The following is a 25,464-nucleotide window of genomic DNA, read 5'->3' as shown; positions in this document are numbered from 1 at the left end:
CGTATGTAGGGGCGCCGCTTCACTCCTGTCGGGCGCCTCGATGCTGCCCCGCAAGGAAGTCAGAGGAGTTCCATGGGACGCAACACACGAAAACGCCGTACGCCGCTGGCCACCAAGGCCATAGCCGCATCGGCGGCCCTAGCGCTCGGTGGGGGCGGGCTGATCTGGGCGAACTTCTACGCCTCGGCGCACGAGTCGAGCAACCAGACCTGGGGAGGCAACCAGACCAAGGCCTCGACGGCGCAGGTCGCGACGATCTCCTGCCCGGACGTCGGCCAGAAGCTGACGAACGTGCCGAACCGGGCCCGCCAGGGCGTGGCGACGGAGCTGGCGAACCTCGACAAGCAGATCACCGAGGCCTACAACCGGCTCGCCTCCACCAGGAACGCCCAGGCGAGGGACGCGAGCTTCGTGCAGAACGCGATCGTCGGCCCCCTCAAGGAGAAGCGGGCGGCGACGATCGACCGGATCCGGATCACCATCCAGCGGTCCGGCGGTTCCTTCGACAACGCGCTCAAGCAGCTCGCCTCCTGCACGACGCGCACCGCCAACCAGACGAACGCCGGCGGCGAGCAGAACGGCGGCCAGCAGCAGAACGGCGGTCAGCAGCAGGGCGGCGGTCAGCAGCAGGGCGGCCAGCAGGGCCAGAACGGGCAGCAGGGGAACATCGGCGGGCAGGCCGGCAACGGCCCGGTCGCGGCGGACTTCGTCGACATCACCAAGGTCGCGCCGAACGTCCAGGGCAAGCCGCGCCGGACCGGCAACGCCTCGACGGGTACGTTCACCTCGCGCTGCGGCGTGAACGCCAACAAGAACTTCAACACCGACAACGTGATCGTGGCGCCCGGCGTCACCAACGGCGCGCACCACCTGCACGACTACGTCGGCAACCAGAAGATCAACGCGTTCTCCAGCAACAACACGTTCCTCCAGGGCGGCACCAGCTGCCAGAACCGCAACGACCTGTCGTCGTACTACTGGCCGGTGGTCCGCATCCAGGACGGCACCCAGGAGTTCGACCAGAACCGGGACGGCGGCGGCAAGGAAGGCAACGTGGGCCGGATCCTGACCCCGGTCCAGGCGCAGATCAAGTACGTGGGCAGCCCGGCGAGCAAGGTGGTCCCGATGCCGCAGTTCCTGCGCATCATCACCGGTGACGCCAAGACCACCACCAACGGCCTCGCCAACGCCAACGCGCACTGGAGCTGCACCGGCTTCGAGAACAAGGTGCAGCTGACCGAGCAGTACCCGATCTGCCCGCAGGGCAGCAAGGTGGTGCGGTCGTTCGCCTTCCAGAGCTGCTGGGACGGGCAGAACATCGACAGCGCCAACCACCGCACGCACGTGGCCTTCGCCGACCCGGCGAGCGGTGTCTGCCCGAACGGGTTCAAGGCGATCCCGCAGCTGACCATGCGGCTCGTCTACGACATCGACCCGCCCACCATCGAGAACGGCCAGGTGAAGAACGCCTACGCGGTGGACGGCTTCCCCGAGCAGCTGCACAAGGCGGCCACGGACCACGACGACTTCATCAACGTCACGAAGAACGGTCTGGCCAACAAGATCGCCAACTGCATCAACCGCGGTCAGAACTGCGCATGACCCCGTAACGGGCTCAGGACAGAAGGCCGGTGACGACTCCCCCCTCCCGTCACCGGCCTTCGTCATGCCCCGGCACGTGGCTCAGCCGGTGTGCGCGTGGTGGTCGACGCCTTCCTCCAGGTCGCCGCCGAGCGTGCCGCGCAGCGCCTTGACCACCCCGTCGTCGCCGACGGCGACCCACTTGCGGCCGACCAGGTAGTGACCGCCGTAGTCCTTCGCGTCGTTGATCCACTCGCGCTGGCCGCGGTCGGTGGCGAAGGTGGCGAGGATGAACCTGCCGTCGCCGTTGCGGCAGATGGCCTGGCGGATCTCGTCGGCGTCGGTCTGCAGGTTCGGCTTGCACTTCACCTCGGCCGCCAGACGCTCCAGGCTGCCGGTCGCGGTGGGCGGCACCGTGTCGGCGTGCCCGCCCGAGCCGCACCCCGCCAGCGTCACCACGGCCGCGGCGCCGAGCAGCAGTCCTGTCAACCTCATCTGTTCCTCCGGTCCTGGTGTGCCGAGCATGCCCCAGCGCCTTCGGATACGGCTCCCGCGCGCGGTGCGCTCAAATCCGGTGACCGGCCGCGCACGGGTGTGCGAAGGTGGCACGGTGAACCAGCACTGGGAAGACCGCGTGGCCGCCGCCTGGGCCTCCTTCGACGACTACCCGCAGGAGCGGGCGCACGAGTTCCGCGCGCTGATCGACGCGCTCGTGGCCGAGCTGCCGGACGACAGCCCCCTCGGCCCCTTCGAGCAGGCCTGCGCCTGGGACTCCACCGGGCACTCCGACCGGGCGGTGCCGCTGTACCGGGAGGCACTGGCCCGCGGCCTGACCGGATACAAGGGGCGCCGGGCCAGGATCCAGCTGTCCAGCTCGCTGCGGAACATCGGGCAGCCGGAGGAGGGCGTCAAGCTTCTCACCCCCGAACTGGACGCGCCGTCGGACGAGTTGGACGACGCGGTGCGGGCCACCCTCGCGCTGTGCCTGTCCAGCCTCGGCCGGGACCGCGAGGGCCTGTCCCTCGTACTCGGCGCGCTCGCCCCGCATCTGCCCCGCTACCAGCGGTCGATGGCGAACTACGCACGCGCCCTGGTCGAACCCGAAGGGTGAATCACTCGTCCGGCGGTGACCAACCACCGGCTCACTCGTTCTCCGGGACGTGCAGTCACAGGATGTATCCCCGCGTCACACGCCGGCCTCGGCCGGCGGCACCGGCCCGGTCGACGTCGAGCAGGCCGAGGCCGCGCTCGTCGAGCACTACCCCCGCCTGGTCCGGCTCGCCTACCTGGTGCTGCCGCCGGGCCTCGGCCGCAGCCGCCGTGTACTGACCGCACACGCCCTCGCCCAGCGCGCCCTGCCCCGGAGCCGCAAGCGGCCCTCGGTGCTCCCGGCGCAGACCTCGGGCCGGGAGGACGACCCCGGGTACGCCTGTCTGCGCGAGCGGGTCCTGCGGGCGGCCCTGGAGGCGGCCCGCCCCCGCAAGGGCCTGCCCCGGCTCTCCCAGCTGCCGCCGCTGCTGCCGCAGGTGTGGGGCCTCAGGCTGTTCCCGCGCTCCGGCGGTGCCGACGAACTCGCCCTGGACCAGCGGCTGTCCACGCTGTCCGGCCCGGCCCGCGCCGCCTACGTCCTGCGCGGCCTGGAGCAGCTGCCCGACCCGGACGTCCGCGAGCTGCTGAAGGCCGCCGGGGTGGCCGACCCGGGCGGCGCGCTGGCCTCGGCGAACGGTGTCCCCGCGCAGCCGGGGCTGCTCTCCTCCCCCGAGTTCGACCCGTGCTCGCTTCAGGCCCGGCCCACCGATCTGATGCGCCGCCGCCAGCACACCAAGGCCGTCCTCGCCGCCGCCGCGGCCCTCGCGGTGTGCGGCACGCTGGTCGCCCTGCCGGGCGGCGGCTGGGGCCCGGACGGCGCCGCCGCCCCCGTCTACGCCGAGAACCCCGCCGCCGAGGCCGCCCTCGACCCCGGCAGGCTGACCCGGGTCTCCCCCACCGCCTGGCGCACCTCGGCCCGGACCGACTTCTCCGTCTGGCCCGCGCGCGGCCCGCTCGCCGGGGACCAGGCGCTGCTGCGCCGCGCCCTCGCGGTCTGGGCCCGCCCCGGGGAGAGGGTCCGGGTCTCGGCGACCCCCGGCACCCAGACCGGCGGCCCGGCGGGCCCGCCCCAGCTGCTGTACGCGGGCGAGGTCGACGCCGCCCGTGTGGTGCTGCTCTACGACGGCCTGCGCGTCGCCCGCTACGCCGAGCCGAAGAGCGGCACCCAGGGCGCGGCCCTGGATTTCGCCCGGGTCGACGGCGCGACCGGTGCCGGGGCGAGCGCGCTGGTGCTGGGCCGCGCCGACGGCAACGTCCGCTATCTCACCGCCCCCTGGGTGACGAAGGCCGCCCAGCGGGACCTGACGAAGCCGGACGCGGCGGCGACGCCGCTCACCCTCGCCGGCGGTGTCACCGCGCCGCTGGCCAGCCCCGCCCTGCGGCCCGGCAGCTGCACCTCGTGGACCGTGCTCCAGCTGACCGACGCCTCCGGCACGCAGCTCACCACCGATCTCGGTGAGCTGGTCCCGGCCCATCTCACGGCCGGCCGGCCCGGCTCCCCCGCCGAGGTGTCGGGCCCGGAGGGGCTGCGCACCTGGGCGCCGTTCGCCTGCTCGCTGGCGGCCGAGCGCTCGGCGGGGATCCGCAGCGTCAACGCGTGGGCGTACGCCGAGCAGCCGCTGCCCGACGGCAGCGGGTCCGCGGCGTGGGTGTGCACCCGGGCGGAGACCTGGCGCGGCGACGGCACGGCCGCGCTGGCCCAGTTCCGTACCCCGGGCGGGGCGGCCGGGGCGGTCGTCGCCAAGGGCACGGACGTGCCGGCCTGCGGGCCGCGGGATCCGCATGTGCTGGCCGGGGTGCTGTGGAAGTCGGCGGCCGGGAGCTGGTATCTGCTGGCGGCGGGCAGCAAGGGCACGGCGTCGATCTCGGCGACGGGCGGGGTCACCGCGTCCGGGCAGGGGCCGTTGCTGGCGGCGAAGGCGGAGCGGGGCGCGCGGGCGGACTTGACGGGGACGCTGGCGGACGGGCGGGAGATCAGCGGACTGCACTAGCTGACATCAGCGTCAACAAGGTGCGGCGCAGGGCTTCTCAGACGCCCTACCCGTCAGTACATTGACGCCATGTCTCACAAGCAGGCCCGGCCGGTGGAGTCCGAGCGCGTGCCTCTCAAGGCCCGCAACGTGTCCTTCTCGTGGGAGGGCACACCGCTGCACTGGGTGCCCGGCGACCCGTTCACCACGCACACCATCAACGTGCTGCACCTGCTGCTGCCCGCCGGTGAGCGGTGGTTCGTGCACGTGTACAAGCAGGCGCTGCCGCTGATCCGGGACGACCGGCTCCGCGAGGACGTCGTCGGGTTCATCGGGCAGGAGGCGATGCACTCCCAGGCCCACGACGAGGTGCTGCCGCACCTGCGCGAGCAGGGCCTCGACCCCACGCCGTACACCGCGCAGGTGGACTGGTTCTTCGAGAAGCTGCTCGGCGACCGCACCCTGCCGCCGGGCCGGGCCCGCCACTGGTGGCTGCTGGAACGGGTGGCCCTCATCGCGGCCATCGAGCACTACACCGCGTTCCTCGGCGACTGGGTGCTGAACGCGGCCGAGCTGGACCGGCGCGGCGCCGACCCGACCATGCTGGACCTGCTGCGCTGGCACGGCGCGGAGGAGGTGGAGCACCGCTCGGTCGCCTTCGACCTGTACCAGCACGTCGACGGCGGCTACCGGCGCCGGGTGCGGACCTGGGCGACGGCCTTCTCGGCGCTGGTGTTCCTGTGGCAGCGCGGGGTCCGCTTCTTCCTGGAGAACGACCCGACGCTCACCGGCGGCAAGGCGTCCTTCAGGGAGTTCCATGTGCGCGGCCGGCAGGGCACCCTGCCCAGCACCGGGGACATGCTGAGGTCCGTCCCGCGCTACCTCAGCCGCTCCTACCACCCCTCCCAGGAGTGCTCCACCGCCCAGGCCGTGGCCTATCTGGCCGCCTCCCCCGCGGCGACGGCGGCGGAGCGGAGGGCCGCGTGATGCCGAAGCCGCTCACCGTCGCGCTCGTCGCGGGCGCCGCCCTGCTCACCCGGCGGGCCCTGCGCCGCCGGGTCCGGTCCTCCCCGCTGTGGCCGCTGCCCGCCCTGGACCCGCCGGTCTCCGGTCGGCCGCGCGAGCGGGCCCTGCGGCTGCTGCTCACCGCGCACGAGACGATCGCCGACGGGGTCGTACAGCTCCGCCTGGAGGGTTCCGGCCTGCCGCGCTGGGAGCCGGGGGCCCATCTCGACCTGGTGCTGCCGTCGGGGCTGGTGCGGCAGTACTCCCTGTGCGGTGACCCCGAGGACACCTCCTCCTACACGGTCGCCGCCCGGCTGGTGGCGGACGGCCGGGGCGGCTCCCGGGAGGTGCACGAGCAGCTCACCGAGGGCATGGAGCTGGAGGTGCGCGGACCGAGGAATCGTTTCCCCCTGGTCGCGGCACCGGCGTACGTCTTCGTCGCCGGCGGCATCGGCATCACCCCGGTCCTGCCGATGCTGCGGGCCCTGCCGGAGGGCACCGAGTGGCGGCTGCTGTACGGCGGGCGGACGCGGGCGTCGATGCCGTTCCTGGAGGAGGTGGGCAAGCTTGCCGGAGACCGGTTGACGGTCGTCGCCGAGGACGAGGACGGGCGGCCGGACCTGGCCGCGCTGTTCGCGGACACCCCCGAGGGCACGGCGGTGTACTGCTGCGGTCCGGAGGGCCTGACGGCGGCGGTGGAGGAGGCGCTGCCCGCGGGGGCCGCCCTGCACCTGGAGCGGTTCGCGCCGCGTACGGCGGCGGGCCCGGACACCGCGTTCGAGCTGGAACTGCGCCGCAGCGGGCGGACCCTGACGGTGCCCGCCGACTCGACGGTGCTGGCCGCCGTGCGCCGGGAGCTGCCGGACACCGCCTACTCCTGTGAGCAGGGATTCTGCGGGACCTGCCAACAGCGGGTGCTGGACGGAGAGATCGATCACCGGGACGAGCTGCTGACGGACGCGGAGCGGCGCGACTCGATGCTGATCTGCGTGTCCCGGGCCCGGAGCGATCGTCTGGTGCTCGACATGTGAACCCGTGCGGCCGGAACCGATCGGTAAAGTGTTCGCATGACTACCGGGGTTCGCCGCAGAATGGGCGTCGAGGAGCGTCGGCAACAGCTGATCGGTGTCGCTCTCGACCTGTTCAGCCGACGCTCGCCCGACGAGGTCTCGATCGACGAGATAGCCACGGCGGCGGGCATCTCACGCCCGCTCGTCTACCACTACTTCCCGGGGAAACTCAGCCTGTACGAGGCCGCGTTGCAGCGCGCCTCGGAGGATCTCGCGAGCCGTTTCGCCGAGCCGCACGACGGCCCGCTCGGCGCCCGGCTGCTGCGGGTGATGGGCCGCTTCTTCGACTTCGTGGACGAGCACGGCCCCGGTTTCTCGGCGCTGATGCGCGGCGGCCCGGCCGTGCCCGTGGACGGAGTTCGCTCGAAGGAGCACGTCTCGGCCACCCACGCGCTCATCGACTCCGTACGGCAGGCCGCCTACGACCAGATCCTGTCCCATCTGGGCGTGACCGACGCCTCCCCGCGCCTGGAGCTGGTGGTGCGCTCCTGGATCTCGCTCGCCGAGTCCACGGCGCTGATCTGGCTGGACGGCCGGCGCATCCCGCGCGCCGAGCTGGAGATCCAGCTCGTGCACGACTTCGCCGCGCTGGCCGCCGTCGGCGCCGCCCACGACGAGGACATGGCCGAGCTGCTGCGCAAGATGGTGAAGGAAGAGCCGGCCGACGGCCCCTTCGCGGAGCTGGTCGGCCGGCTCATCGCCCTCGGTTCCTGAGCGTCCGCTAGCGGTCGGACTTCCGGTACGACGGGTCGAGGTCCTGCACCTCGGCGGAGGCGTGCAGGGCGAACGCCGTGTCCGCCACGTGCTTGCGGAGCAGCTCCAGGGCCGTCTCCGTCAGCCGCGCCTTCGTCTCGGCGCTGCGGCCGGCGAGGAGCCCGATCGTCACGTGCACGACGGCGTGCCCGCGCGCCCCGGGATCCTCGTACCCGAACACGGTGTACGCGCTCGGCCGGAACTGCGTCTTGCAGGCCTCCGGCTTCGCCGCCGCGATCTCCACGGTCGCCCGGTGCAGCGCCCGGGCGAAGCCCTCGCGGTCGAAGGCGTCCGCCATGATGTCGGAGTAGTCGATGGTGATCTGCGGCATGCGCACTCCTGTTCTACGGCAACGGCCTCACCCTAGTTCCCCGCCCGGGTGAACACCGCCACGGTCCGCGCCGGCACGGTGAACGTGCCCGGCCCGGCCGCGTAGGCGGCGGTCTTCACCACCTCGTCGGCACCGGCCGCCTGCACCGGGTGCAGCCGGTAGCGCTCCCCGGCCAGCGCCGGGATCCGCTGCTCCTGCCGCTCGGGCGTGGCGTTGAAGACGACGACCAGGTCACCGAGGGTCATGGTGATCACCCCGGGCGTCTCGTCCTTGCCGGACAGCGGGAAGGAGAGCCGCTCCTGCACCCGGGCGGCCGTGCCCAGCGAGAACGCCTGCTCGGTGGTGCGGATCCGCAGCAGGTCCCGGTAGGCGGCCGAGGCCCCGGTGATCTGCGGGCAGCCGACCTTCACCGTGCTCAGCAGCGGCTTGGCGTAGTCCCACTTGGACCGGTTGTCGGCCGCCGGGGGCAGCCCGCGTCCGAAGCCGTTGCCGTCGGCGCAGTTCCAGTGGATCGCGTTGAACCAGTCCCCGCTGTCGTAGGAGTTGCGGTCCAGGGACTTGGAGCGCAGCAGGTCGGTGCCGGCCTGGGAGAGGGCCGGGCCCTGGGAGAGGGCGGCCGTGGCCATGGCGAGGACCTGCATCCGGGCCCGGTCGGCCGCGGAGGTGTCCTTGGGCAGCTTGTAGGCCAGCGCGTCGAACAGCGACTCGTTGTCGTGGGCATCCACGTAGGCGAGGGCGTCGCCGGGCGCGTCCGCGTACCCGGCGGGCGCGCCGTTGTAGTCGACCTCGGCGCCCGTCACCTCCTTGCCGGCGGTGTCCGTGAAGCGGAACTTCGCGAGGTTGCCGGTCAGGCCGACCTTGATCAGGTCCTGGTAGTGCAGCAGGCGCGCCTTCTGCTCCTCCTTGGAGCCGTTGGCCGTGGACGTGTTGGGGTCGGTGTACAGCCCGGACGCGAAGCCCTGGACGCGGGGGTCCTCGTCGAAGGGGCCGCCGCCGCGCACCGCGTCACGGGCGCGGTCGGAGAAGGTGGCGATGCCGGTGCCGGCCATGTTCGCCTGGGTGGCCTGCACGAACCGGGCGTCGTCCGCGACCTCGCCGAAGTTCCAGCCCTCGCCGTACAGGATGATCTTCTTGCCGTCGACGCCGTCCTTCTCGACGGTCAGCGCGTCCAGGGCCTTGCGGACGGCCAGGATGTTGGCCTTCGGGTGGTGGCCCATGAGGTCGAAGCGGAACCCGTCGACCTTGTACTGCTTCGCCCAGGTGACGAGGGAGTCCACCACCAGCTTGCCCATCATCGCGTTCTCCGGCGCGGTGTTGGCGCAGCAGGTGCTGTCGGCCACCGAGCCGTCGGCGAGGAGCCGCTGGTAGTAGCCGGGCACGATCCGGTCCAGGACGCTGGTGTCCGCCTGGCCGCTCGCGGCGGTGTGGTTGTAGACGACGTCCATGACGACCCTGAGGCCGTCCTGGTTCAGCGCCTGCACCATCTTCCGGAACTGGACGGTACGGGCGGTGCCGTCGGGGTCGGTGGCGTAGGAGCCCTCGGGGACCGTGTAGTGGTACGGGTCGTAGCCCCAGTTGTAGGCGTCCTTCGCGGCGGTCTTCGCCACGCACTCCTGCTGCCGGTCGGAGTCGGCCGGGTAGGAGGCCAGGTCGCAGTCCGGGGTCGCCTGGTCGGCCTTCTTCTCGGGGATGGTGGCGATGTCGAAGGCGGGCAGGAGGTGCACGTACGACGTCCCGGCCGCGGCGAGCGCCCGCAGGTGCCGGGAGCCGTCGCTGTTCTTGTCGGTGAACGCCAGGTAGGTGCCCGGGTGCCGGGCGGTGCGGTCCTCGACGGAGAAGTCCCGGATGTGCAGCTCCTGGATCTGCGCGTCCTTCAGCGGTACGGCCTTCGGCTTGCGCAGCGTCGACCAGCCGGCCGGCGCGAGGGACCTGTCGCCGAGGTCCACGACCAGGCTGCGCTCGGAGTTCGAGGTGAGCGCGACCGAGTAGGGGTCGGTGACCTTGTTGACGACCACCTTGCGGACGCTGGGCGCCCACACCTTCACGACGTACCGGTAGGGCTTGCCCTTCCAGGACGCGGGCCCGGTGACGGACCAGACGCCGGTGGCGGCGTTCCGGTGCATCCTCACGGCCTTGCCGTCGAGATCGAGGTGCACGGACTGGGCCGTCGGCGCCCACACGGAGAGCGTGGGCCTGCCGTCGTGGAAGACCGGGCCGAGCTTCGCCCGGGTGGCGCCGGGGTGGAGGTCGTCCAGCACGCCGGCGGTCTGCACGCCGGTCGCGGCCAGCACGGCGCCGTTGGCGGCGCGCTGCGAGGCCACGAGCTGGCCGCGGAGCGCCTCGCGGACCCGGTCCCGGTCGCGCGGGTCCACGGACCAGGCGGTGTAGTCCTTCAGGTGCGGGAACCTCGCCTTCTGCGCGTCGGTCAGTGCCGTCTTCTCCAGGCGGATCCAGCGCTCGTCGTCGCTGGTCAGCGTGGCGTCCTTGACGGCGATCGAGCCGTTGCGGGAGGAGAGCAGCTGGGTGGAGGCGGCGCCGTCGACGCCGTTCCAGGCGAGGGTGTCCCGGTCGAGCCAGACCGCCTTGGAGGTGGTCAGGTCGAGGGCGGCGGCACTGCCGGCCGGCTGCGGCAGCAGGTACTTCTGCTGCCCGCTCAACAGCCACACCTCATGGCCCTGGGCCTTGAGGTCCAGGGACTGGTCGGCCGGGAGATCCTTCTCGTCGCCCTTGTGGATGATGTAGCTGAGGCTGGTGGCACCCTCGGTGAGCGGCACCTCGAAGACCGCGCCATAGGCATCAGTCTTCACCGGCTTCAGCGGGTTCGACCAGTCGGTGGGGTGCGCGGCACCCGTCCAGACGTGCAGGCCCCAGCCGTCGTAGCTGCCGTCGGCGCGGTGGTAGTGCAGGACCGCCTTGGTCCTGTCCTGGGCCGGGTAGTCGGGCCGTTCGGTCCGTACGTCCGCCTTGCCCTGCTCGATCCACACCTCGCCCGTCCGGGTGACGTCGATCGTCCGGTCGGCGGAGACGTCCTTGTCGCCGTCCTTGTCGATGACCAGGAAGCCGACGTTCGAGGCGCCGGGCCGGAGCTTGACGTAGGCGAAGGCGCCGTAGGCGTCCCGGCCGGTGAAGGGGTGGCTGTCCGGCCAGTTCGTGGCCTCGCCGTCGGCGAGGTCGCCCCAGGCGTACAGGCCCCAGTCGGCGTAGTCGCCGTCGGTGCGCTTGTAGTGGACGATCGCGTAGTCCCGGGAGGAGGCCGTGGGGACCTCGGGCGCGGGCGGGGTGCCGGTGGTGCTGCTCGCCAGGGCGCTCGCGGTGCGCCCGGCCGAGTCGACGACGACGGCCTTGTAGCGCAGGGCGGTACCGGCGGGCAGGTCCCTGCCGAGGGTCTGGGTGACCTGGTAGGGGGCGTGGTCGGCGGAGCCGAGGACCCGCCACTTGCCGCCTGCCGTCTGTGCGGCGAAGACGACCCGGTTGAGCTGTCCGCCGTCGACGTCGGCGGTGACGGTGACGGTCCCGGTGGCTCCGCCGGCCGGGGCCTTCAGGGTGATCGCCGGCTCGGCGGTGGGTGCGGCGAGGGGGCCGGCGGCCTTGTAGACGACGGCGGAGCCGGCCGGGACGGTGACGGTGACCTTGCGCTCGCCGTCGGAGCGCACCGAGCCGGTGGTCCCGTACAGGGCGCGGTACGCCATGTCCGCGGAGCCGGTCGCGAAGGTCGCCGTCCGCGCGGAGCCGGCGTTGTTGAAGGCGACGACGTACTCCTGGCCCGTGCGGGCGTCGGTGCGCGTGAAGGCGTAGACGCCGGGCCCGTCGGCCGCGTACCGCTCCTCCTGCACGCCGTCGGTCAGGGCAGGGTTGGCCTTGCGGAGCTTCGCGAGCGCGGCGATCTGCCGGTACAGCGGGGCCCGGGTGTCGTAGGCGGCGCTCGCGTGGGTGCGGTCGGTGCCGATCTCGTCGTCGTCCAGGTAGTCGGCGACCTTGGAGGCGAACATGGTCTGGCGGGCGTCCTTGTCGCCGCCGGAGCCGGTGAAGCCCTGTTCGTCGCCGTAGTAGACGACCGGGTTGCCCCGGCTGAGGAACATCAGCTCGTTGGCGAGCTTGTCCTTCGCCAGGATCTCGGCGTCGGTCGCCTTCGGGTTGTCCTGCTTCAGGAAGGTCCCGATGCGGCCCATGTCGTGGTTGCCGAGGAAGGTGACCTGCTCGTAGGCGTTGGCCTTGTCGGTCGTGTACTTGTAGTCGTCACCGAAGACGTTCGCCAGCTTCCGCGCGCTGCCGCCCTGGGAGGCGTAGGCGCGGGCGGCTTCCTGGAAGGGGAAGTCGAGGGTGGCGTCGAGCCGGCCCTGGGTGACGTACGGGGCGGTGACGGAGGTGTCGGCGGAGTAGACCTCGCCGAACATGAAGAAGTTCTTCCGTCCGCGTTCCGCCGCGTACCGGTCCAGCGCGGTCGCCCACTGGGTCCAGAACTCCATGTTGACGTGCTTGACGGTGTCGATCCGGAAGCCGTCGACGGCGAAGTCCTTCACCCACCGCTGGTAGATCTTCTCCATGCCGCGGACGACCTCGGGACGCTCGGTCCACAGGTCGTCCAGGCCGGAGAAGTCGCCGTAGGTCGTGGACTCGCCGGCGTAGGTGGAGTCGCCCCGGTTGTGATACATCGTGGGGTCGTTGAGCCAGGCCGGGACCTTGCCCTTGCCGGTGGCCCTCGGGGTGTACGGGAAGGAGGCGCCGGAGACGGCCGGGAACGTCCTGCCGCCGTCCGCGTAGTCGGCGTCGTCGAAGGGCTCGCCGTCCTTCGTGAGGTACGGGAAGGCGCCCTTGGACAGGTAGTCGTAGGACTTCTCCTCGTAGTCCACGACGTCGGCGGTGTGGTTGGTGATGACGTCGAAGAAGACCTTCATGCCCTTGGCGTGCGCCTTGGAGATGAGGGCCTTGAGGTCGTCGTTGGTGCCGAAGTGCGGGTCGACCCGGGTGAAGTCGGTGATCCAGTAGCCGTGGTAGCCGGCCGAGGCGTTGCTGCCGGTGCCCTGCACCGGGCGGTTCTTGAAGATCGGGGCGAGCCAGAGGGCGGTGGTGCCGAGGCCCTTGATGTAGTCGAGCTTCTTGGTCAGGCCCTTGAGGTCACCGCCTTGGTAGAAGCCCTTGTCGGTGGGGTCGTAGCCGGTGCTGAGCCGGGTACCGGTCAGGCCGCCCCGGTCGTTGGACGTGTCTCCGTTGGCGAACCGGTCCGGCAGGACGAAGTAGAACTGCTCGCGGGTGTCGTCGTGCCGGGCGGGTACGGCGGCGAGCTGCGCGTCCGAGGGGGGTGCGGGCGGGGTGGCGGCCCGGGCGGCCGGTGCCTGGACCAGGGCTGCGGCGAGGGCCAGGCCGGTGACGGCGGCGGCCCTTCTGCGATACGGCGTTCGGCGCGTGCGCGGCGCCGGCCATCTCGGTATCACGGGTCGTGACTCCTAGGGATTCGGCTGACAGTTGCAGCAAGACGCGTGAAACCTCCGGCAAGAGGTTTCACGCTCCGTCAGGCGGCGGTTCAGCAGCTCGACTTGCCGGCGTAGAGCGCCAGGGCCGTGTTCGAGCCGAGGGTGGCGGTGAACTGTCCGCTGGAGTTCACGCTCACCGTGGTGTTGTTCTGGACGTTGCAGTAGGTGCCGGCGGGCAGGGACGTCTGGTAGGTGCGGGTCAGGGACGAGGACTCGTGGTTGATCGCCACGTAGCCCTTGCTGCCCCGGCCGAACGCGATGGCGTCGTTGCCGTTGTCCCACCAGTTGGTGACCGCCTGGCCGCGGGTCGCGTTACGGAAGGCGACCATGGACTTGATCTCCGGCCAGGCGTGCTGGCACTTCCAGCCGTTCTGCCAGCAGGCGCCGACCTGGCCGCCGCTCGGCGGACCGGCGTCGGCGTCCGACCACTCGTAGCCGGAGTGGACGTCGGGGGCGCCGTAGGGCCAGGCGAGCATGAAGACGTTGGCCAGGGTGTAGTCGGCGCCGTTCTTGTAGTTCAGGGTGCTGCCGTTGCGCTCGGTGTCGTGGTTGTCCACGAAGACGCCGGCGGCCGAGCCGCTCAGGTAGCCCCAGCCCTCGCCGTAGTTGTTCAGGTAGGCCAGCTTCTCGCTGGTGAAGACGCGCTTGAGGTCGTAGGCGTAGCGGAACTCCTGGACGTCTCCGTTGCCGGTGTACTCGGAGGGCTGGACGGCCTCGCCGGACCCGTAGATGACCTCCTGCTTCCAGTAGGCGCCGGGGTTGGTCAGGCGGCTCTTGATGTTCGCCAGGTCCGCGGCGGGCATGTGCTTGGCGGCGTCGATGCGGAAGCCGTCGACACCGAGGCCGAGCAGGTCGTTCATATAGCCGGCGATCGCCTTGCGGACGTACTCCTCGCCGGTGTCGAGGTCGGCCAGGCCGACGAGTTCGCAGTGCTGCACGTTCCAGCGGTCGGCGTAGTTCACTATCTGGGAGGTGCAGTCGTCGAAGTCGTAGGCCGAGTACAGGCCCGGGTAGGCGTACTTCGTGTACGACGAGCCGCCGGTGCCGGTGCCGGAGCCCGCCGCCATGTGGTTGATCACGGTGTCGACGACGACCTTCACCCCGGCCGCGTGGCAGGTGTTCACCATGTTCTGGAACGCCGCGCGGTCGCCGAGGCGGCCCGCGATCTTGTACGACACCGGCTGGTACGACGTCCACCACTGCGCGCCCTGTATGTGCTCGGCGGGCGGGGAGACCTGGACGTAGCCGTAGCCTGCGGGGCCGAGGGTGCTGGTGCACTCCTTGGCCACCGAGGCGTAGTTCCACTCGAACAGGACGGCGGTGACGTCCTTGGTGCCGGGCGGGGAGGCCGCGGCGGTCGTCGGGGTCATGCCAATCAGAGCGGCGGCCGTGAGGGCGACCGCCGTGGGGAGTGTTCTGCGTGCCATGTGTGGGGTCCTTCGACGTTGAAGGCGGCAAGGACCGCTGAAGACGCTTGCTGAAATCTTTCAGCAAACTCGCGGTGACGCAGATGCTAAAGGCCCGCTGGCCGAAAGGCAGCGGGCCGTTGTGAACTTGATGCAAGAACTTTCAGACGGGCCGTCAGTCCGGCCCGTCCGCACGGGCGTCAGTCCGCCGCGGTCCACCACACGGTGGTGTCGGCGGGCACCTTCGTCTCGCCGTCCGCCTCGGTCACCTCACCGCTGGCCAGCAGCACACGGCCGTAGGACGGGGTGGTCACCGACTCGCCCGTGGTGTTCGCGACGCACACGAACTCGCCCCGGCGGAAGGCCAGGACGCCCTCGGGCGCGCGCAGCCACTCCACGGCGTCGCCCGCGCCCAGGTCCGGCCGGGACCGGCGCAGGCGCAGCGCCGCGCGGTACAGCTCCAGCGTCGAGCCGGGCACCCCGGTCTGCGCCTCCACGCTCAGCTCGCCCCAGACCGGCGGCTGGGGCAGCCAGCTGCCGCCGCTGCCGAAGCCGTACGAGGAGCCCTCGCGGGTCCACGGGATCGGCACCCGGCAGCCGTCGCGGAAGCCGTCCTGGCCGGCGCCCCGGAAGTACGCCGGGTCCTGGCGCACCTCGTCGGGCAGGTCCACGACGTCCGGCAGGCCCAGCTCCTCGCCCTGGTAGATGTAGGCCGAGCCGGGCAGGGCCAGCATCAGCAGGGTGGCCGCCCGGGCGCGGCGCAGGCCCAGGGCGCGGTCGCCCGCGGTGCGGATCTGGGTGCCGAGGCCGGGCGGGTTGGCGAACCGGGTGGCGTGCCGGGTGACGTCGTGGTTGGACAGCACCCAGGTGGCGGGGGCGCCGACGGGGCGCATGGCCTCCAGGGTGCGGTCGATGACCGTACGCAGCTCCTCGGCGTCCCACTCCGTCGACAGGTACTGGAAGTTGAAGGCCTGGTGGAGTTCGTCGGGGCGGACGTAGTTGGCGGTGCGCTCGACGGTCGGGGTCCAGGCCTCCGCGACGAAGATCCGCTCTGGGGGTACCCCCTGCACGGAGTGCTTGGGGGAGTACTCGTCGAGGATGGTGCGCCACTGGCGGTAGATGGCGTGCACGCCGTCCTGGTCGAAGAACGGCATGACATCGTTGCCCAGCAGTTTCAGCTGGTCGTGGGCGCCGAGGTCGGGCAGGCCGTCCGCCTTGACCAGGCCGTGGGCGACGTCGATGCGGAAGCCGTCGACGCCCATGTCCAGCCAGAAGCGCAGGATGGAGCGGAACTCGTCGCCGACGGCCGGGTGGTCCCAGTTGAAGTCGGGCTGCTCGGGGGCGAAGAGGTGCAGGTACCACTCACCGGGGGTGCCGTCGGGCTCGGTGATCCTCGTCCAGGCCGGGCCGCCGAAGATGGACTCCCAGTCGTTGGGCGGGAGTTCGCCGTCCTTCCCCTTGCCGGGGCGGAAGTGGTAGCGCTCGCGCAGCGGGGAGCCGGGGCCCTCGGCGAGGGCGCGCTTGAACCACTCGTGCTGGTCGGAGGAGTGGTTGGGGACGAGGTCCACGATGATGCGCAGGCCGTGCGCGTGGGCGTCGCGGATCAGCGCGTCGGCGTCCAGCAGGGAGCCGAACATCGGGTCGACGGCACGGTAGTCGGCGACGTCGTAGCCGGCGTCGGCCTGCGGGGAGGCGTAGAAGGGGCTGAGCCACACGGCGTCGACGCCGAGGTCACGCAGATAGGGCAGACGGGAGCGTACGCCCTCCAGGTCGCCCATGCCGTCGCCGTTGCTGTCGGCGAAGCTGCGCGGATAGACCTGGTAGATGACCGCGTCCCGCCACCAGTCGCGGCGGTCGGCGACGGTGGCGACGGCGGAGTGGCGGGCCGGTGCGGCAGGGTGCTGCTGGCTCATGGCGTCCTTGATGCGTAAGGGAGTTCGGGTCATGGCGGCGTGGGCGGGGGCCGTGAGTGCGAGGCGGGCCGCGGTGACAGCGGGGTCGGATCGACACCGCGGCCCGCCCGGTCGGTGTGGGCGTCAGCCCTTGGTGCCGCCGGCGGTGAGACCGGTGACGAGGTTCTTCTGCACGAGGTAGAAGAACACGGTCACGGGTATCGCGATCAGCACCGCGGTGGCGGCCATGTAGTTCCACTGGGCGTCGTGCTCGCTGACGAAGGTCTGCAGGCCGACGGCGAAGGTGTACTTGGAGTCGTCCAGCAGGAAGGTGGTGGCGAAGGCGACCTCGCCGACGGCGGTGATGAAGTTGTAGAAGGCGGCCACCGCCAGGCCCGGGCGGGCCAGCGGGAGGATGAGCCGGAAGAAGGTGCCGAAGGGGGTGAGTCCGTCCACCCGTCCGGCCTCGTCGATCTCGAAGGGGATGGTGTCGAAGTACCCCTTGAGCAGCCAGGCGCTGTACGGCACGGCGGTGGTGCAGTTGACGGCGATGAGCGCCCCGTAGGTGTCGATGAGGCCGAGTTCGCTGAAGATCTCGTACATCGGCACGATCAGGATGGCGATCGGGAAGGCCTGCGTCAGCAGCAGGACCCACATCAGCTGCTTGTAGCCGGGGAAGCGCATGCGGGAGACCGCGTAGCCGGTGGTGGCGGCGACCAGGACGCCGATGAGGGTGGTGCCGAGCGCCACGATCATCGTCGACTTGAACCAGTCGAAGAACCCGGTGTTCTCCAGCACGAAGCTGTAGTTGGAGAGGGTCATCTTGTCCACGATGCCGCCCGGGTGCAGGTAGTCCTCCTTGTCCGGGCCGAGGGACAGGTAGAACAGCCAGGCCACCGGGGCCACGGCGATCAGGCTCGCCACGACGAGGCCGCCGTGCAGCAGGGCGGCGCCGGCCGGGCCGCGCTCGCCGCGCCGGCGGGCCCGGCGCCGGGGCGCGGGTGCGGGGGCCGGGGCGGTCTCGGTCTTGTCCAGGGTGGTGGTGCTCATGGCGGCGGCTCCTGCGGCGTCAGACGGCGAGCTGGTCATTGCGCTTCAGCCAGCGGAAGTAGAAGGAGGTGAAGACGGTCAGGATCGACAGCAGCAGCACGCCGTACGCGGCGGACTGGGCGAAGTCGCGCGGCTGCTGGCCGAAGCCCAGCTGGTAGGCCCAGGTGACGAGGATCTGGGCGTCCGGGGCGGAGTTCTTGCCGAACAGCAGGAAGATGATGACGAACTGGTTGAACGTCCAGATGATGCCGAGCAGCACGACGGTGGAGCTGACCGAGCGCAGCCCGGGCAGGGTGACGTGCCGGAACCGCTGCCAGGCGGTGGCGCCGTCCATCTCCGCGGCCTCGTAGAGCGAGGAGTCGATCGACTGGAGGCCGCCGAGCAGGGACAGCATCATGAACGGCACACCGCACCAGGTGTTGACCATGATCGCGGCGAACCGCTGCCAGAAGGTGTCCTCCAGCCACGCGGGCTGGGGCAGGTGGAGGGCGCCGAGGACCTGGTTGAGCACACCGGAGTCGGCGAGCATGATCCGCCAGGAGAAGACGGTGACGAAGGTCGGCACGGCCCAGGGCAGGACGAGCAGCAGCCGGTAGACGGTACGGCCGCGCAGCTTCTGGTTGAGCATGAGCGCGAGGCCGAGCCCGATGCCGTAGTGCAGGGCCACACAGGCGACCGTCCAGAAGACGGTCCACAGGAAGTGCGACCAGAACCGGTCGTACGCCGTCGGGCCGAACAGGATGTCCTGGTAGTTGTCCAGGCCGATGAACTCGTAGGTGGCGTCGATGTGGTTGACGCCGATCGTGCGCGCCGAGTTGAGGCTGTTGGCGTCGGTGAGGGTGAGGTAGAAGCCCCGCGCCAGCGGGTAGCCCACGAGGACGCCGAGCACGACGACCACCGGGGCGATCATCGCGTAGGCGTACCAGTACTTCTGGAGGCCGTTTCGGACGCGCTGCCCCAGCCCGGGACGAGGCGCGCGGTCACCGCGGCGCTTGCCGGTCGCGCGGTCGATGGCGACTGTCATGGTTCGACACCTTCAAACGATCAAGGGGTTGGGCTGGGCACAGGGCGGTGGCCGCCGGATCCCCGTCCCCGTCCGTGCGGCGGGGAGGATCCGGCGGCCACGCGGACTCACTTGCTGTAGCCGTCGACCAGCTTGGAGATGGCCAGCTCGGCGTTGCTCAGGCCCTTGTCCAGCGACTCCTTGCCGCTGGCGACCTTGGGCAGCTCGGTGTCGAGCGGGCCCCACAGGGAGCTGTACTCGGGCAGCGCCGGGCGGGGCTGCGCGGCGGACAGGACGCCCTGGTAGCCGGCGATGCCCGGGTCGGTCTTGACCTTCGCGGTGTAGGCGTCGGAGCGGGTGGGCAGCGTGGAGTTCTTCAGCGCGATGGTCTCCTGGGCCTGCGCCGAGGTCATGAACTTCACGAACTTCAGGGCCGCTTCCTGGTGGGCCTTGTCCGAGCCGGCGTACACCGAGAGGTTGTGGCCGCCGGTCGGGGCACCCGCCTTGCCGGTGGAGCCGGCCGGGACGGGGGCGATGCCGAGGTTGGACTTGTCCTTGAAGGCGCTGCCCTTGTAGAAGTTCGTGATCTCCCAGGGGCCCTGGACGATCGCGGCGACCTTGCCGTTGACGAACGCGTCCTGGATGTGGGCGTACGCGTCGGCGGTGGCGTCGGCCTTGTGCAGGCCCTTGCCGGAGAACAGGCTCAGCCAGGTGCCGTAGGCCTTCTTGGCGGCCGGCGAGTTGACGGTGATCTTCTTGGCGTCGACGTCGACGGTGTCGGTGCCCTCGCCGTAGAGGAAGGCCTGGGCGTAGTAGGCCTGGGTGGAGCCCCAGTAGCCGTCGACCCCGGTCTTGTCCTTGATCTTGGCGGCGGCGGACTTCAGCTCGTCCCAGGTCTTGGGGGCCTCGGTGATGCCGGCCTTCTTGAACAGGGCCTTGTTGTAGACCAGCGCGAGGGTGTCGGTGACGAACGGCACGCCGTAGGTCTTGCCCTCGTACTGGGCCTGCTTGATCAGGTTCGGCTGGAACTTGTCCTGGTCGGCGAGGGCCTCGGTGCCGTCCAGCGGCAGGAAGAAGCTCTTCTTGGCGAAGGCGGGGGTCCAGCCCACCTCCGAGCGCAGCACGTCCGGGGCGCCCGTGGCGCCGGCCGCGGTGTCGAACTTGTTCTGCGCCTGGTCGAAGGGGACGTTGACGTACTTGACCTTGATGTCCTTGTTCGCGGCCTCGAACTGCTGGACCAGGGCCTTGTACGTCGGCGCCTCATTGGTGGCGTTGGAGGTGTCCCACCAGGTGATGGTGACCGGGCCGTCCGACTTCCCGCTGTCGCTGTCGCTCCCGCCGCACGCCGTCGCCGTCAGGGCGAGGGACGCCACCAGCGCGGAGGCCGCTATGCCACGCCGCATGAGTTCTCCTTGAGGGTTAAGCCCGAGTGGTACAGAGCGCGGTCCCGTCCGCCTCTGCGACTTGCCGACTGCGCCGTTGCCGCGGCCGGGCGACTCGGAACGTAACAGCGATGTAAGCGTTGCGAAAGACCTTGCAGAAAAAAAGTGCAAGAGGACACGATGGTTACCCGGCCGTGACCCGCCGTCGACCGCGCCGCAACCCGGCGCTGGACGGGCTGAGCGGCGGGGACGACACTTGTGCAAGACTCTGCAAGCTCTTGCCACCATCATTCCGAGGGAGCGCGATGACGCAGCAACCCACGGCAGGCCGTGCGCCCGCCCGCGCCCGGCGTCCGGCCGGTGTGCAAGGGGAGATACGACCGGTACAGTCCAGTGGCGTGACCACACGGCTTGCGGACATCGCTGCGCAGGCGGGGGTGAGCGAAGCGACCGTCAGCCGGGTCCTCAACGGGAAACCGGGCGTCGCCGCCACCACCCGCCAGTCCGTGCTGGCCGCGCTCGACGTGCTGGGCTACGAGCGCCCGGTGCGGCTGCGGCAGCGCAGCGAGGGCCTGGTGGGCCTGATCACGCCGGAGCTGGAGAACCCGATATTCCCGGCCCTGGCCCAGGTCATCGGCCAGGCGCTGACCCGCCAGGGCTACACGCCGGTGCTCGCCACGCAGACCCCGGGCGGGTCGACCGAGGACGAGCTGACCGAGATGCTGGTGGACCGCGGGGTCGCCGGGATCATCTACGTCTCCGGGTTGCACGCGGACACCACCGCCGACATGCAGCGCTACGAGCGGCTGCGCGCACAGGGCGTGCCGTTCGTCCTGGTGGACGGGTTCTCGCCGAAGGTGCAGGCGCCGTTCATCTCCCCCGACGACCGGGCGGCCATGACGCTCGCGGTGACGCATCTGGCGTCGCTGGGGCACACCCGGATCGGGCTCGCCCTGGGGCCGAAGCGGTTCGTGCCCGTGCAGCGCAAGATCGAGGGCTTCGTCCGGGCGATGCACGAGCAGCTCGGGCTCGCCGCGCAGACCGTCGAGACGGAACTCGTCCAGCACTCCCTGTACACGCTGGAGGGCGGCCAGGCGGCGGCGACCGCGCTGATCGAGCGGAACTGCACGGCGGTGGTCTGCGCCAGCGACATGATGGCGCTGGGCGCGATACGGGCGGCCCGGCAGCGCGGCCTGGAGGTCCCCCGGGACGTGTCCGTGGTCGGCTTCGACGACTCCCCGCTGATCGCCTTCACCGACCCGCCGCTCACCACGGTCCGCAAGCCGGTCCCCGCGATGGGCCAGGCGGCGGTGCGCACGCTGCTGGAGGAGATCGGCGGGACACCGGCGCCGCACAGTGAGTTCGTGTTCATGCCGGAACTGGTGGTGCGCGGTTCGACCGCATCGGCCCCGCATGTCCTCCGTACGTCGTAGAAGGTGCGCTGCGGAACCAACCTTGGGATGATCGGCCGAGGAGGCCTTTTCTGGCAGACTCTGTGCCTATGAGTGACTCGACCGTGACGCAGCCGGAAGGTCGCGAGGAGGTGGCCGTTCCGCGGGCCGTCACGGGCGAGGACCGACAGGCTCCGCCGAGCCGGCTGCGCCGCCCGCGCCGGCCCCGGCTGTGGTTCGAGATCCTTCTGATCGGGGTGAGTTACTGGACGTACTCGCTCATCCGCAACGCCGTGCCGGAGCAGCGGGCCGCGGCGCTGCGCAACGCGGACTGGATCTGGCGCACCGAGCACGCCCTGGGCATCGCCGTCGAGCAGTCCGTCAACCGCGCCGTCGACTCGGTGACTTGGCTGGTCGTCGGAATGAACTACTACTACGCCACGCTGCACTTCGCCGTCACGCTCGGGGTGCTGGTGTGGCTGTACCGGTGGCATCCCGGCCGGTACGCGGCGACCCGGCTGGTGCTGTTCGCGACCACGGGTGTGGCCCTGGTGGGCTACTACCTGTTCCCGCTCGCGCCGCCCCGGCTGATGCGCGGCGGGCACTTCGTGGACACCGTGATGGTGCACCACACCTGGGGCTCGATGGCCTCCGGCGACCTCAAGCACATGTCGAACCAGTACGCGGCGATGCCGTCGATGCACATCGGCTGGTCGCTGTGGTGCGGGCTGACGATCTTCGCGCTGGCGTCGGTGCCGTGGGTGCGGGTGCTGGGGCTGCTGTACCCCACGCTCACCCTGCTGGTGATCGTCGCCACCGCCAACCACTTCTGGCTCGACGCGGTGGGCGGGCTGCTGTGCCTGGCCTTCGGATACGCGGTGACCCGGGCCTGGTACGGCAGCCTGCCGTACGCGCTGCCGCGGGTGGTGCCGGGGCCCCGGGGCGACCGGCTCGGGGCCGTCCGGTCCGCGTAGCCGCTCGTCCGTTCCGGGGCCGTTCCTCCGGGGCCGTCTCAGTCCGCGTAGAACAGCTCCTCGACCACCGTGCGCGCCCGGCGGGTGGTACGACGGTACGCGTCCAGCATGTCGCCGGCGTGTCCGGCGCCGTAGCCCAGGTAGCGGCCGACGGCGGCCAGCTCGCGCGGGGCGGTGGGGAAGGTGTCCCCGGCCCGGCCGCGGACCAGCATGACCGCGTTGCGCACCCGGGTGGCCAGCACCCACGCCTCGTCCAGGATCTCCGTGTCCTCGCCGGTCAGCAGCCCGGCCTCGCGGGCCGCGGCCAGCGCCTGGCGGGTGCGGGTGGTGCGCAGACCGGGCACGCGGTGGCCGTGGCGCAGCTGGAGCAGCTGGACGGTCCACTCGACGTCGGACAGGCCGCCGGGGCCGAGCTTGGTGTGCAGCCGGGGATCGGCGCCGCGCGGCAGCCGCTCGGACTCCATCCGGGCCTTCAGCCGGCGGATCTCGCGGACGGCGTCCTCCGGCAGGCCCTGCCGGGGGTAGCGCAGCGGGTCGATCAGTTCCGTGAAGCGCCGGCCCAGGTCCTCGTCGCCGGCGACCGGCTCGGCCCGCAGCAGCGCCTGTGACTCCCAGACCAGGGACCAGCGGCGGTAGTACGCCTCGTACGACTTCAGGGTGCGCACCAGCGGGCCCGACTTGCCCTCCGGGCGCAGGTCGGCGTCGATGAGCAGCGGCGGGTCGGCGCTGGGCAGCTGGAGCAGCCGGCGCATCTCGGCGACGACCTTGTTCGCGGCGGCGGACGCCTCGTGCTCGTCCACGCCGTCCTGGGGTTCGTGGACGAACAGGACGTCGGCGTCGGAGCCGTAGCCCAGCTCGTGCCCGCCGAAGCGGCCCATCCCGATGATCGCGAACCGGGTGGGCAGGGTGTCGCCCCAGCCGTCCCGGACGACCGCGCGCAGGGTGCCGGCGAGGGTGGCCGCGGTCAGGTCGGAGACGGCCGCGCCGACCCGGTCCACCAGGGCGCCCTGGTCGGCCTCGGCGGGGCTGGCCTCGGTGCCGTAGGAGCCGACGATGTCGGCGGCGGCGATGCGGAACAGCTCGCGGCGGCGGACGCCACGGGCCGCGGTGACGCCCTGCGCGGCGTTGTCCGCGCGGCCCACGGCCGCCAGGATCTCCTGCTCCAGGGCGGCGCGCTGCCGCGGGGCGAGGCCGCCGCCGTCGCCGTCGCCGAGGAGGGCGACCGCCTCCGGGGCCCGCATCAGCAGGTCGGGGGCGAGGCGGCCGGCCGACAGGACGCGGGCCAGGTTCTCCGCCGCCGCGCCCTCGTCGCGCAGCAGCCGCAGGTACCAGGGGGTCTTGCCGAGCGCGTCGGAGACCTTGCGGAAGTTCAGCAGGCCGGCATCGGGGTCGGCGGAGTCGGCGAACCAGCCGAGCAGGACCGGCAGCAGGGTGCGCTGGATCGCCGCCTTGCGGGTCACGCCGGAGGCCAGGGCCTCCAGGTGGCGCAGCGCGGCGGCCGGGTCGGCGTAGCCGAGCGCCTCCAGGCGTGCGCGGGCCGCCTCCGGCCTGAGGCGGGCCTCGCCGGGGGCGAGCTGGGCGACCGCGTCGAGCAGCGGGCGGTAGAAGAGCTTCTCGTGCAGGCGGCGTACGACGCCGGTGTGCCGCTTCCACTCGCGGTTCAGCTCGGCCACCGGGTCGGTGCGCAGGCCGAGGGAGCGGCCGAGGCGGCGCTGGTCCGGTTCCGCCTCGGGGACGAGATGGGTGCGGCGCAGGCGGTACAGCTGGATGCGGTGCTCCATCGAGCGCAGGAAGCGGTACGCCTCGTCCAGGCGGGCGGCGTCCTCTCGGCCGACGTAGCCGCCGGCGGCGAGGGCCTGGAGGGCGTCCAGGGTGGTGCCGCTGCGCAGGGCGGGGTCCGTGCGGCCGTGCACCAGCTGGAGCAGCTGGACGGCGAATTCGACGTCGCGGAGGCCGCCGGGGCCCAGTTTGAGTTCGCGGTCGATCTCGGCCGCGGGGATGTTCTCCACGACGCGGCGGCGCATCTTCTGGACGTCGGGGACGAAGTTCTCGCGTTCGGCCGCCTGCCAGACGAGGGGGCCGAGCGCGTCGACGTACGCCTCGCCGAGGGCGGTGTCGCCGGCTACCGGGCGGGCCTTGAGGAGGGCCTGGAACTCCCAGGTCTTGGCCCAGCGCTGGTAGTAGGCGAGGTGGCTGCTGAGGGTGCGGACGAGGGGGCCGTTGCGGCCCTCGGGGCGGAGGTTGGCGTCCACCGGCCAGATGGAGCCCTCGACGGTCGTCTCGGAGCAGATCCGCATGAGGTGGGAGGCGAGTTTGGTGGCGGATCTGAGCGCTGTGTGTTCGGGGGTGTCCTCGGCGGGTTCCGCCACGAAGATCACGTCGACGTCGGAGACGTAGTTCAGTTCGTGGCCGCCGCACTTGCCCATCGCGATCACCGCGAGGCGGCAGGCGGCGGCGTCCTCGGGGGCCGCGCGTTCGGCCAGGGACAGGGCCGTGCGGAGGGTGGCGGTGGCCAGGTCGGCGAGTTCCGCGGCGGTCTCGGCGACGTCCGTGGTGCCGCAGACGTCCCGGGCGGCGATGGAGAGCAGGCAGCGGCGGTAGGCGACGCGGAGGGAGACCGGGTCGGTGGCGTCGGCGAGGCACTGTTCGAACTCGGTGACGCCCGGGTGGAGGTCGTGGGGTTCGTAGGTGACCAGGGCGCGCCAGTCGCCGGGGTGGCGGGCGAGGTGGTCGGCGAGGGCGGCGGAGGCGCCGAGGACGCCCAGGAGGCGGTCGCGCAGGGGTTTGGCCGCGATGAGGGTGTCCAGCAGTTCGCGGCGGGTGGTGGGGCTGGGCTGGGCCTCCAGGAGGCGGACCAGGCCGTGCAGCGCCAGGTCGGGGTCGGCGGTGGCGCCCAGGGCTTCCAGGAGGACGGGGTCGTTGCGGACGGCCGTGAGTTCGGGGCCGTCCAGGAGGCGTTCGGCGGCGGAGGGGTCGGTGAAGCCGTGTCGCAGCAGACGGGTGAAGGTGCTGCTCGTGCGGCCCGGCGTCATGTCCGTGGTCTCCCCTCGGATCTTTCGGCGTTCTGGCCAGAGCCTAACCGGAGGGGGCGGGGGG

At 71.5% G+C, this 25,464-nt stretch carries 17 protein-coding genes; 8 read left to right on the top strand and 9 right to left on the bottom strand.

The window, feature by feature from the left end; translation table 11 throughout:
• The first annotated feature begins 72 nt into the window (after positions 1–72).
• Positions 73–1,602, top strand: a complete 1,530-nt coding sequence (locus CCN44_RS07940; RefSeq protein WP_059248962.1) for a DUF1996 domain-containing protein — start codon at positions 73–75, stop codon at positions 1,600–1,602.
• 81 nt (positions 1,603–1,683) lie between these two features.
• Here the strand turns inward: CCN44_RS07940 and CCN44_RS07935 are convergent, their stop codons facing one another.
• Complete coding sequence (locus tag CCN44_RS07935) at positions 1,684–2,076, bottom strand: hypothetical protein (RefSeq protein WP_189397237.1); 393 nt, start codon at positions 2,074–2,076, stop codon at positions 1,684–1,686.
• Positions 2,077–2,191: 115 nt separating this feature from the next.
• On the opposite strand from CCN44_RS07935, the gene CCN44_RS07930 reads away from it, so the two are divergent.
• The 5 genes from CCN44_RS07930 (at position 2,192) to CCN44_RS07910 (ending at position 7,429) form a co-directional block, all read left to right on the top strand.
• On the top strand, positions 2,192–2,692 hold the full coding sequence (locus CCN44_RS07930; protein ID WP_223283918.1) for a tetratricopeptide repeat protein: 501 nt from the start codon (positions 2,192–2,194) through the stop codon (positions 2,690–2,692).
• A 49-nt stretch (positions 2,693–2,741) separates the two neighbouring features.
• Positions 2,742–4,661, top strand: coding sequence for a hypothetical protein (locus CCN44_RS07925; RefSeq protein ID WP_059248964.1), 1,920 nt, complete (start codon positions 2,742–2,744; stop codon positions 4,659–4,661).
• A gap of 69 nt (positions 4,662–4,730) precedes the next feature.
• Positions 4,731–5,627 (top strand): metal-dependent hydrolase, encoded by an 897-nt coding sequence (locus CCN44_RS07920; RefSeq protein WP_059248965.1) that lies wholly within the window; start codon positions 4,731–4,733, stop codon positions 5,625–5,627.
• The gene (locus tag CCN44_RS07915; RefSeq protein WP_086697216.1) at positions 5,627–6,676 is read left to right on the top strand and encodes a PDR/VanB family oxidoreductase; all 1,050 of its coding nucleotides are present in this window, start codon (positions 5,627–5,629) and stop codon (positions 6,674–6,676) included. The genes CCN44_RS07920 and CCN44_RS07915 overlap by 1 nt, the downstream gene beginning before the upstream one ends.
• 36 nt (positions 6,677–6,712) lie before the next feature.
• Positions 6,713–7,429: a TetR/AcrR family transcriptional regulator gene (locus CCN44_RS07910; protein ID WP_086697215.1), complete on the top strand. Its 717-nt coding sequence runs from the start codon at positions 6,713–6,715 to the stop codon at positions 7,427–7,429.
• Positions 7,430–7,436: 7 nt separating this feature from the next.
• Here CCN44_RS07910 and CCN44_RS07905 read toward each other — a convergent pair whose 3' ends face one another.
• The 7 genes from CCN44_RS07905 to CCN44_RS07875 all read right to left on the bottom strand — a co-directional run bounded on the left by CCN44_RS07905 (position 7,437) and on the right by CCN44_RS07875 (position 20,024).
• Positions 7,437–7,799: a 5-carboxymethyl-2-hydroxymuconate Delta-isomerase gene (locus CCN44_RS07905; RefSeq protein WP_059248968.1), complete on the bottom strand. Its 363-nt coding sequence runs from the start codon at positions 7,797–7,799 to the stop codon at positions 7,437–7,439.
• 32 nt (positions 7,800–7,831) lie between these two features.
• Positions 7,832–13,231 (bottom strand): pullulanase-type alpha-1,6-glucosidase, encoded by a 5,400-nt coding sequence (gene pulA / locus CCN44_RS07900; protein ID WP_086697214.1) that lies wholly within the window; start codon positions 13,229–13,231, stop codon positions 7,832–7,834.
• An 89-nt stretch (positions 13,232–13,320) separates the two neighbouring features.
• Positions 13,321–14,697, bottom strand: coding sequence for an alpha-amylase (locus CCN44_RS07895; protein ID WP_189397236.1), 1,377 nt, complete (start codon positions 14,695–14,697; stop codon positions 13,321–13,323).
• Positions 14,698–14,876: 179 nt separating this feature from the next.
• Positions 14,877–16,589 carry a glycoside hydrolase family 13 protein gene (locus CCN44_RS07890; RefSeq protein ID WP_059248970.1) on the bottom strand — a complete coding sequence of 571 codons (1,713 nt, stop codon included), beginning with the start codon at positions 16,587–16,589 and terminating at the stop codon, positions 14,877–14,879.
• Positions 16,590–16,712: 123 nt separating this feature from the next.
• Entirely contained in the window at positions 16,713–17,618 is a 906-nt protein-coding gene (locus CCN44_RS07885; protein WP_086697213.1) for a sugar ABC transporter permease, read from the bottom strand.
• 19 nt (positions 17,619–17,637) lie between these two features.
• On the bottom strand, positions 17,638–18,642 hold the full coding sequence (locus tag CCN44_RS07880) for a carbohydrate ABC transporter permease (RefSeq protein ID WP_059248972.1): 1,005 nt from the start codon (positions 18,640–18,642) through the stop codon (positions 17,638–17,640).
• Between the two features lie 107 nt (positions 18,643–18,749).
• Positions 18,750–20,024, bottom strand: a complete 1,275-nt coding sequence (locus CCN44_RS07875) for an extracellular solute-binding protein (protein ID WP_059248973.1) — start codon at positions 20,022–20,024, stop codon at positions 18,750–18,752.
• Between the two features lie 377 nt (positions 20,025–20,401).
• Here CCN44_RS07875 and CCN44_RS07870 point away from each other — a divergent pair, with 377 nt between their 5' ends.
• Complete coding sequence (locus tag CCN44_RS07870) at positions 20,402–21,436, top strand: LacI family DNA-binding transcriptional regulator (protein WP_059248974.1); 1,035 nt, start codon at positions 20,402–20,404, stop codon at positions 21,434–21,436.
• Positions 21,437–21,504: 68 nt separating this feature from the next.
• Positions 21,505–22,368, top strand: coding sequence for a phosphatase PAP2 family protein (locus CCN44_RS07865; RefSeq protein ID WP_086697212.1), 864 nt, complete (start codon positions 21,505–21,507; stop codon positions 22,366–22,368).
• A gap of 38 nt (positions 22,369–22,406) precedes the next feature.
• Here CCN44_RS07865 and CCN44_RS07860 read toward each other — a convergent pair whose 3' ends face one another.
• A complete protein-coding gene (locus CCN44_RS07860; RefSeq protein WP_086697211.1) occupies positions 22,407–25,400 on the bottom strand; it encodes a bifunctional [glutamine synthetase] adenylyltransferase/[glutamine synthetase]-adenylyl-L-tyrosine phosphorylase in 2,994 nt (997 codons plus the stop codon).
• Positions 25,401–25,464: the final 64 nt, after the last annotated feature.

It is taken from the genome of Streptomyces tricolor, from assembly GCF_002155905.1.
Classification (GTDB): Bacteria; Actinomycetota; Actinomycetes; order Streptomycetales; family Streptomycetaceae; genus Streptomyces; species Streptomyces tricolor.
This window is presented reverse-complemented; position numbering and strand designations above follow the sequence as displayed.

Excerpts from the sequence above, each read along its gene's own strand:
- CCN44_RS07940 (WP_059248962.1), top strand. The coding sequence starts at position 73 with ATGGGACGCAACACACGAAAACGCCGTACGCCGCTGGCCACCAAGGCC.
- CCN44_RS07935 (WP_189397237.1), bottom strand. The coding sequence starts at position 2,076 with ATGAGGTTGACAGGACTGCTGCTCGGCGCCGCGGCCGTGGTGACGCTG.
- CCN44_RS07920 (WP_059248965.1), top strand. The coding sequence starts at position 4,731 with ATGTCTCACAAGCAGGCCCGGCCGGTGGAGTCCGAGCGCGTGCCTCTC.
- CCN44_RS07915 (WP_086697216.1), top strand. The coding sequence starts at position 5,627 with ATGCCGAAGCCGCTCACCGTCGCGCTCGTCGCGGGCGCCGCCCTGCTC.
- CCN44_RS07910 (WP_086697215.1), top strand. The coding sequence starts at position 6,713 with ATGACTACCGGGGTTCGCCGCAGAATGGGCGTCGAGGAGCGTCGGCAA.
- CCN44_RS07905 (WP_059248968.1), bottom strand. The coding sequence starts at position 7,799 with ATGCCGCAGATCACCATCGACTACTCCGACATCATGGCGGACGCCTTC.
- CCN44_RS07895 (WP_189397236.1), bottom strand. The coding sequence starts at position 14,697 with ATGGCACGCAGAACACTCCCCACGGCGGTCGCCCTCACGGCCGCCGCT.
- CCN44_RS07890 (WP_059248970.1), bottom strand. The coding sequence starts at position 16,589 with ATGAGCCAGCAGCACCCTGCCGCACCGGCCCGCCACTCCGCCGTCGCC.
- CCN44_RS07885 (WP_086697213.1), bottom strand. The coding sequence starts at position 17,618 with ATGAGCACCACCACCCTGGACAAGACCGAGACCGCCCCGGCCCCCGCA.
- CCN44_RS07880 (WP_059248972.1), bottom strand. The coding sequence starts at position 18,642 with ATGACAGTCGCCATCGACCGCGCGACCGGCAAGCGCCGCGGTGACCGC.
- CCN44_RS07875 (WP_059248973.1), bottom strand. The coding sequence starts at position 20,024 with ATGCGGCGTGGCATAGCGGCCTCCGCGCTGGTGGCGTCCCTCGCCCTG.
- CCN44_RS07865 (WP_086697212.1), top strand. The coding sequence starts at position 21,505 with ATGAGTGACTCGACCGTGACGCAGCCGGAAGGTCGCGAGGAGGTGGCC.
- CCN44_RS07860 (WP_086697211.1), bottom strand. The coding sequence starts at position 25,400 with ATGACGCCGGGCCGCACGAGCAGCACCTTCACCCGTCTGCTGCGACAC.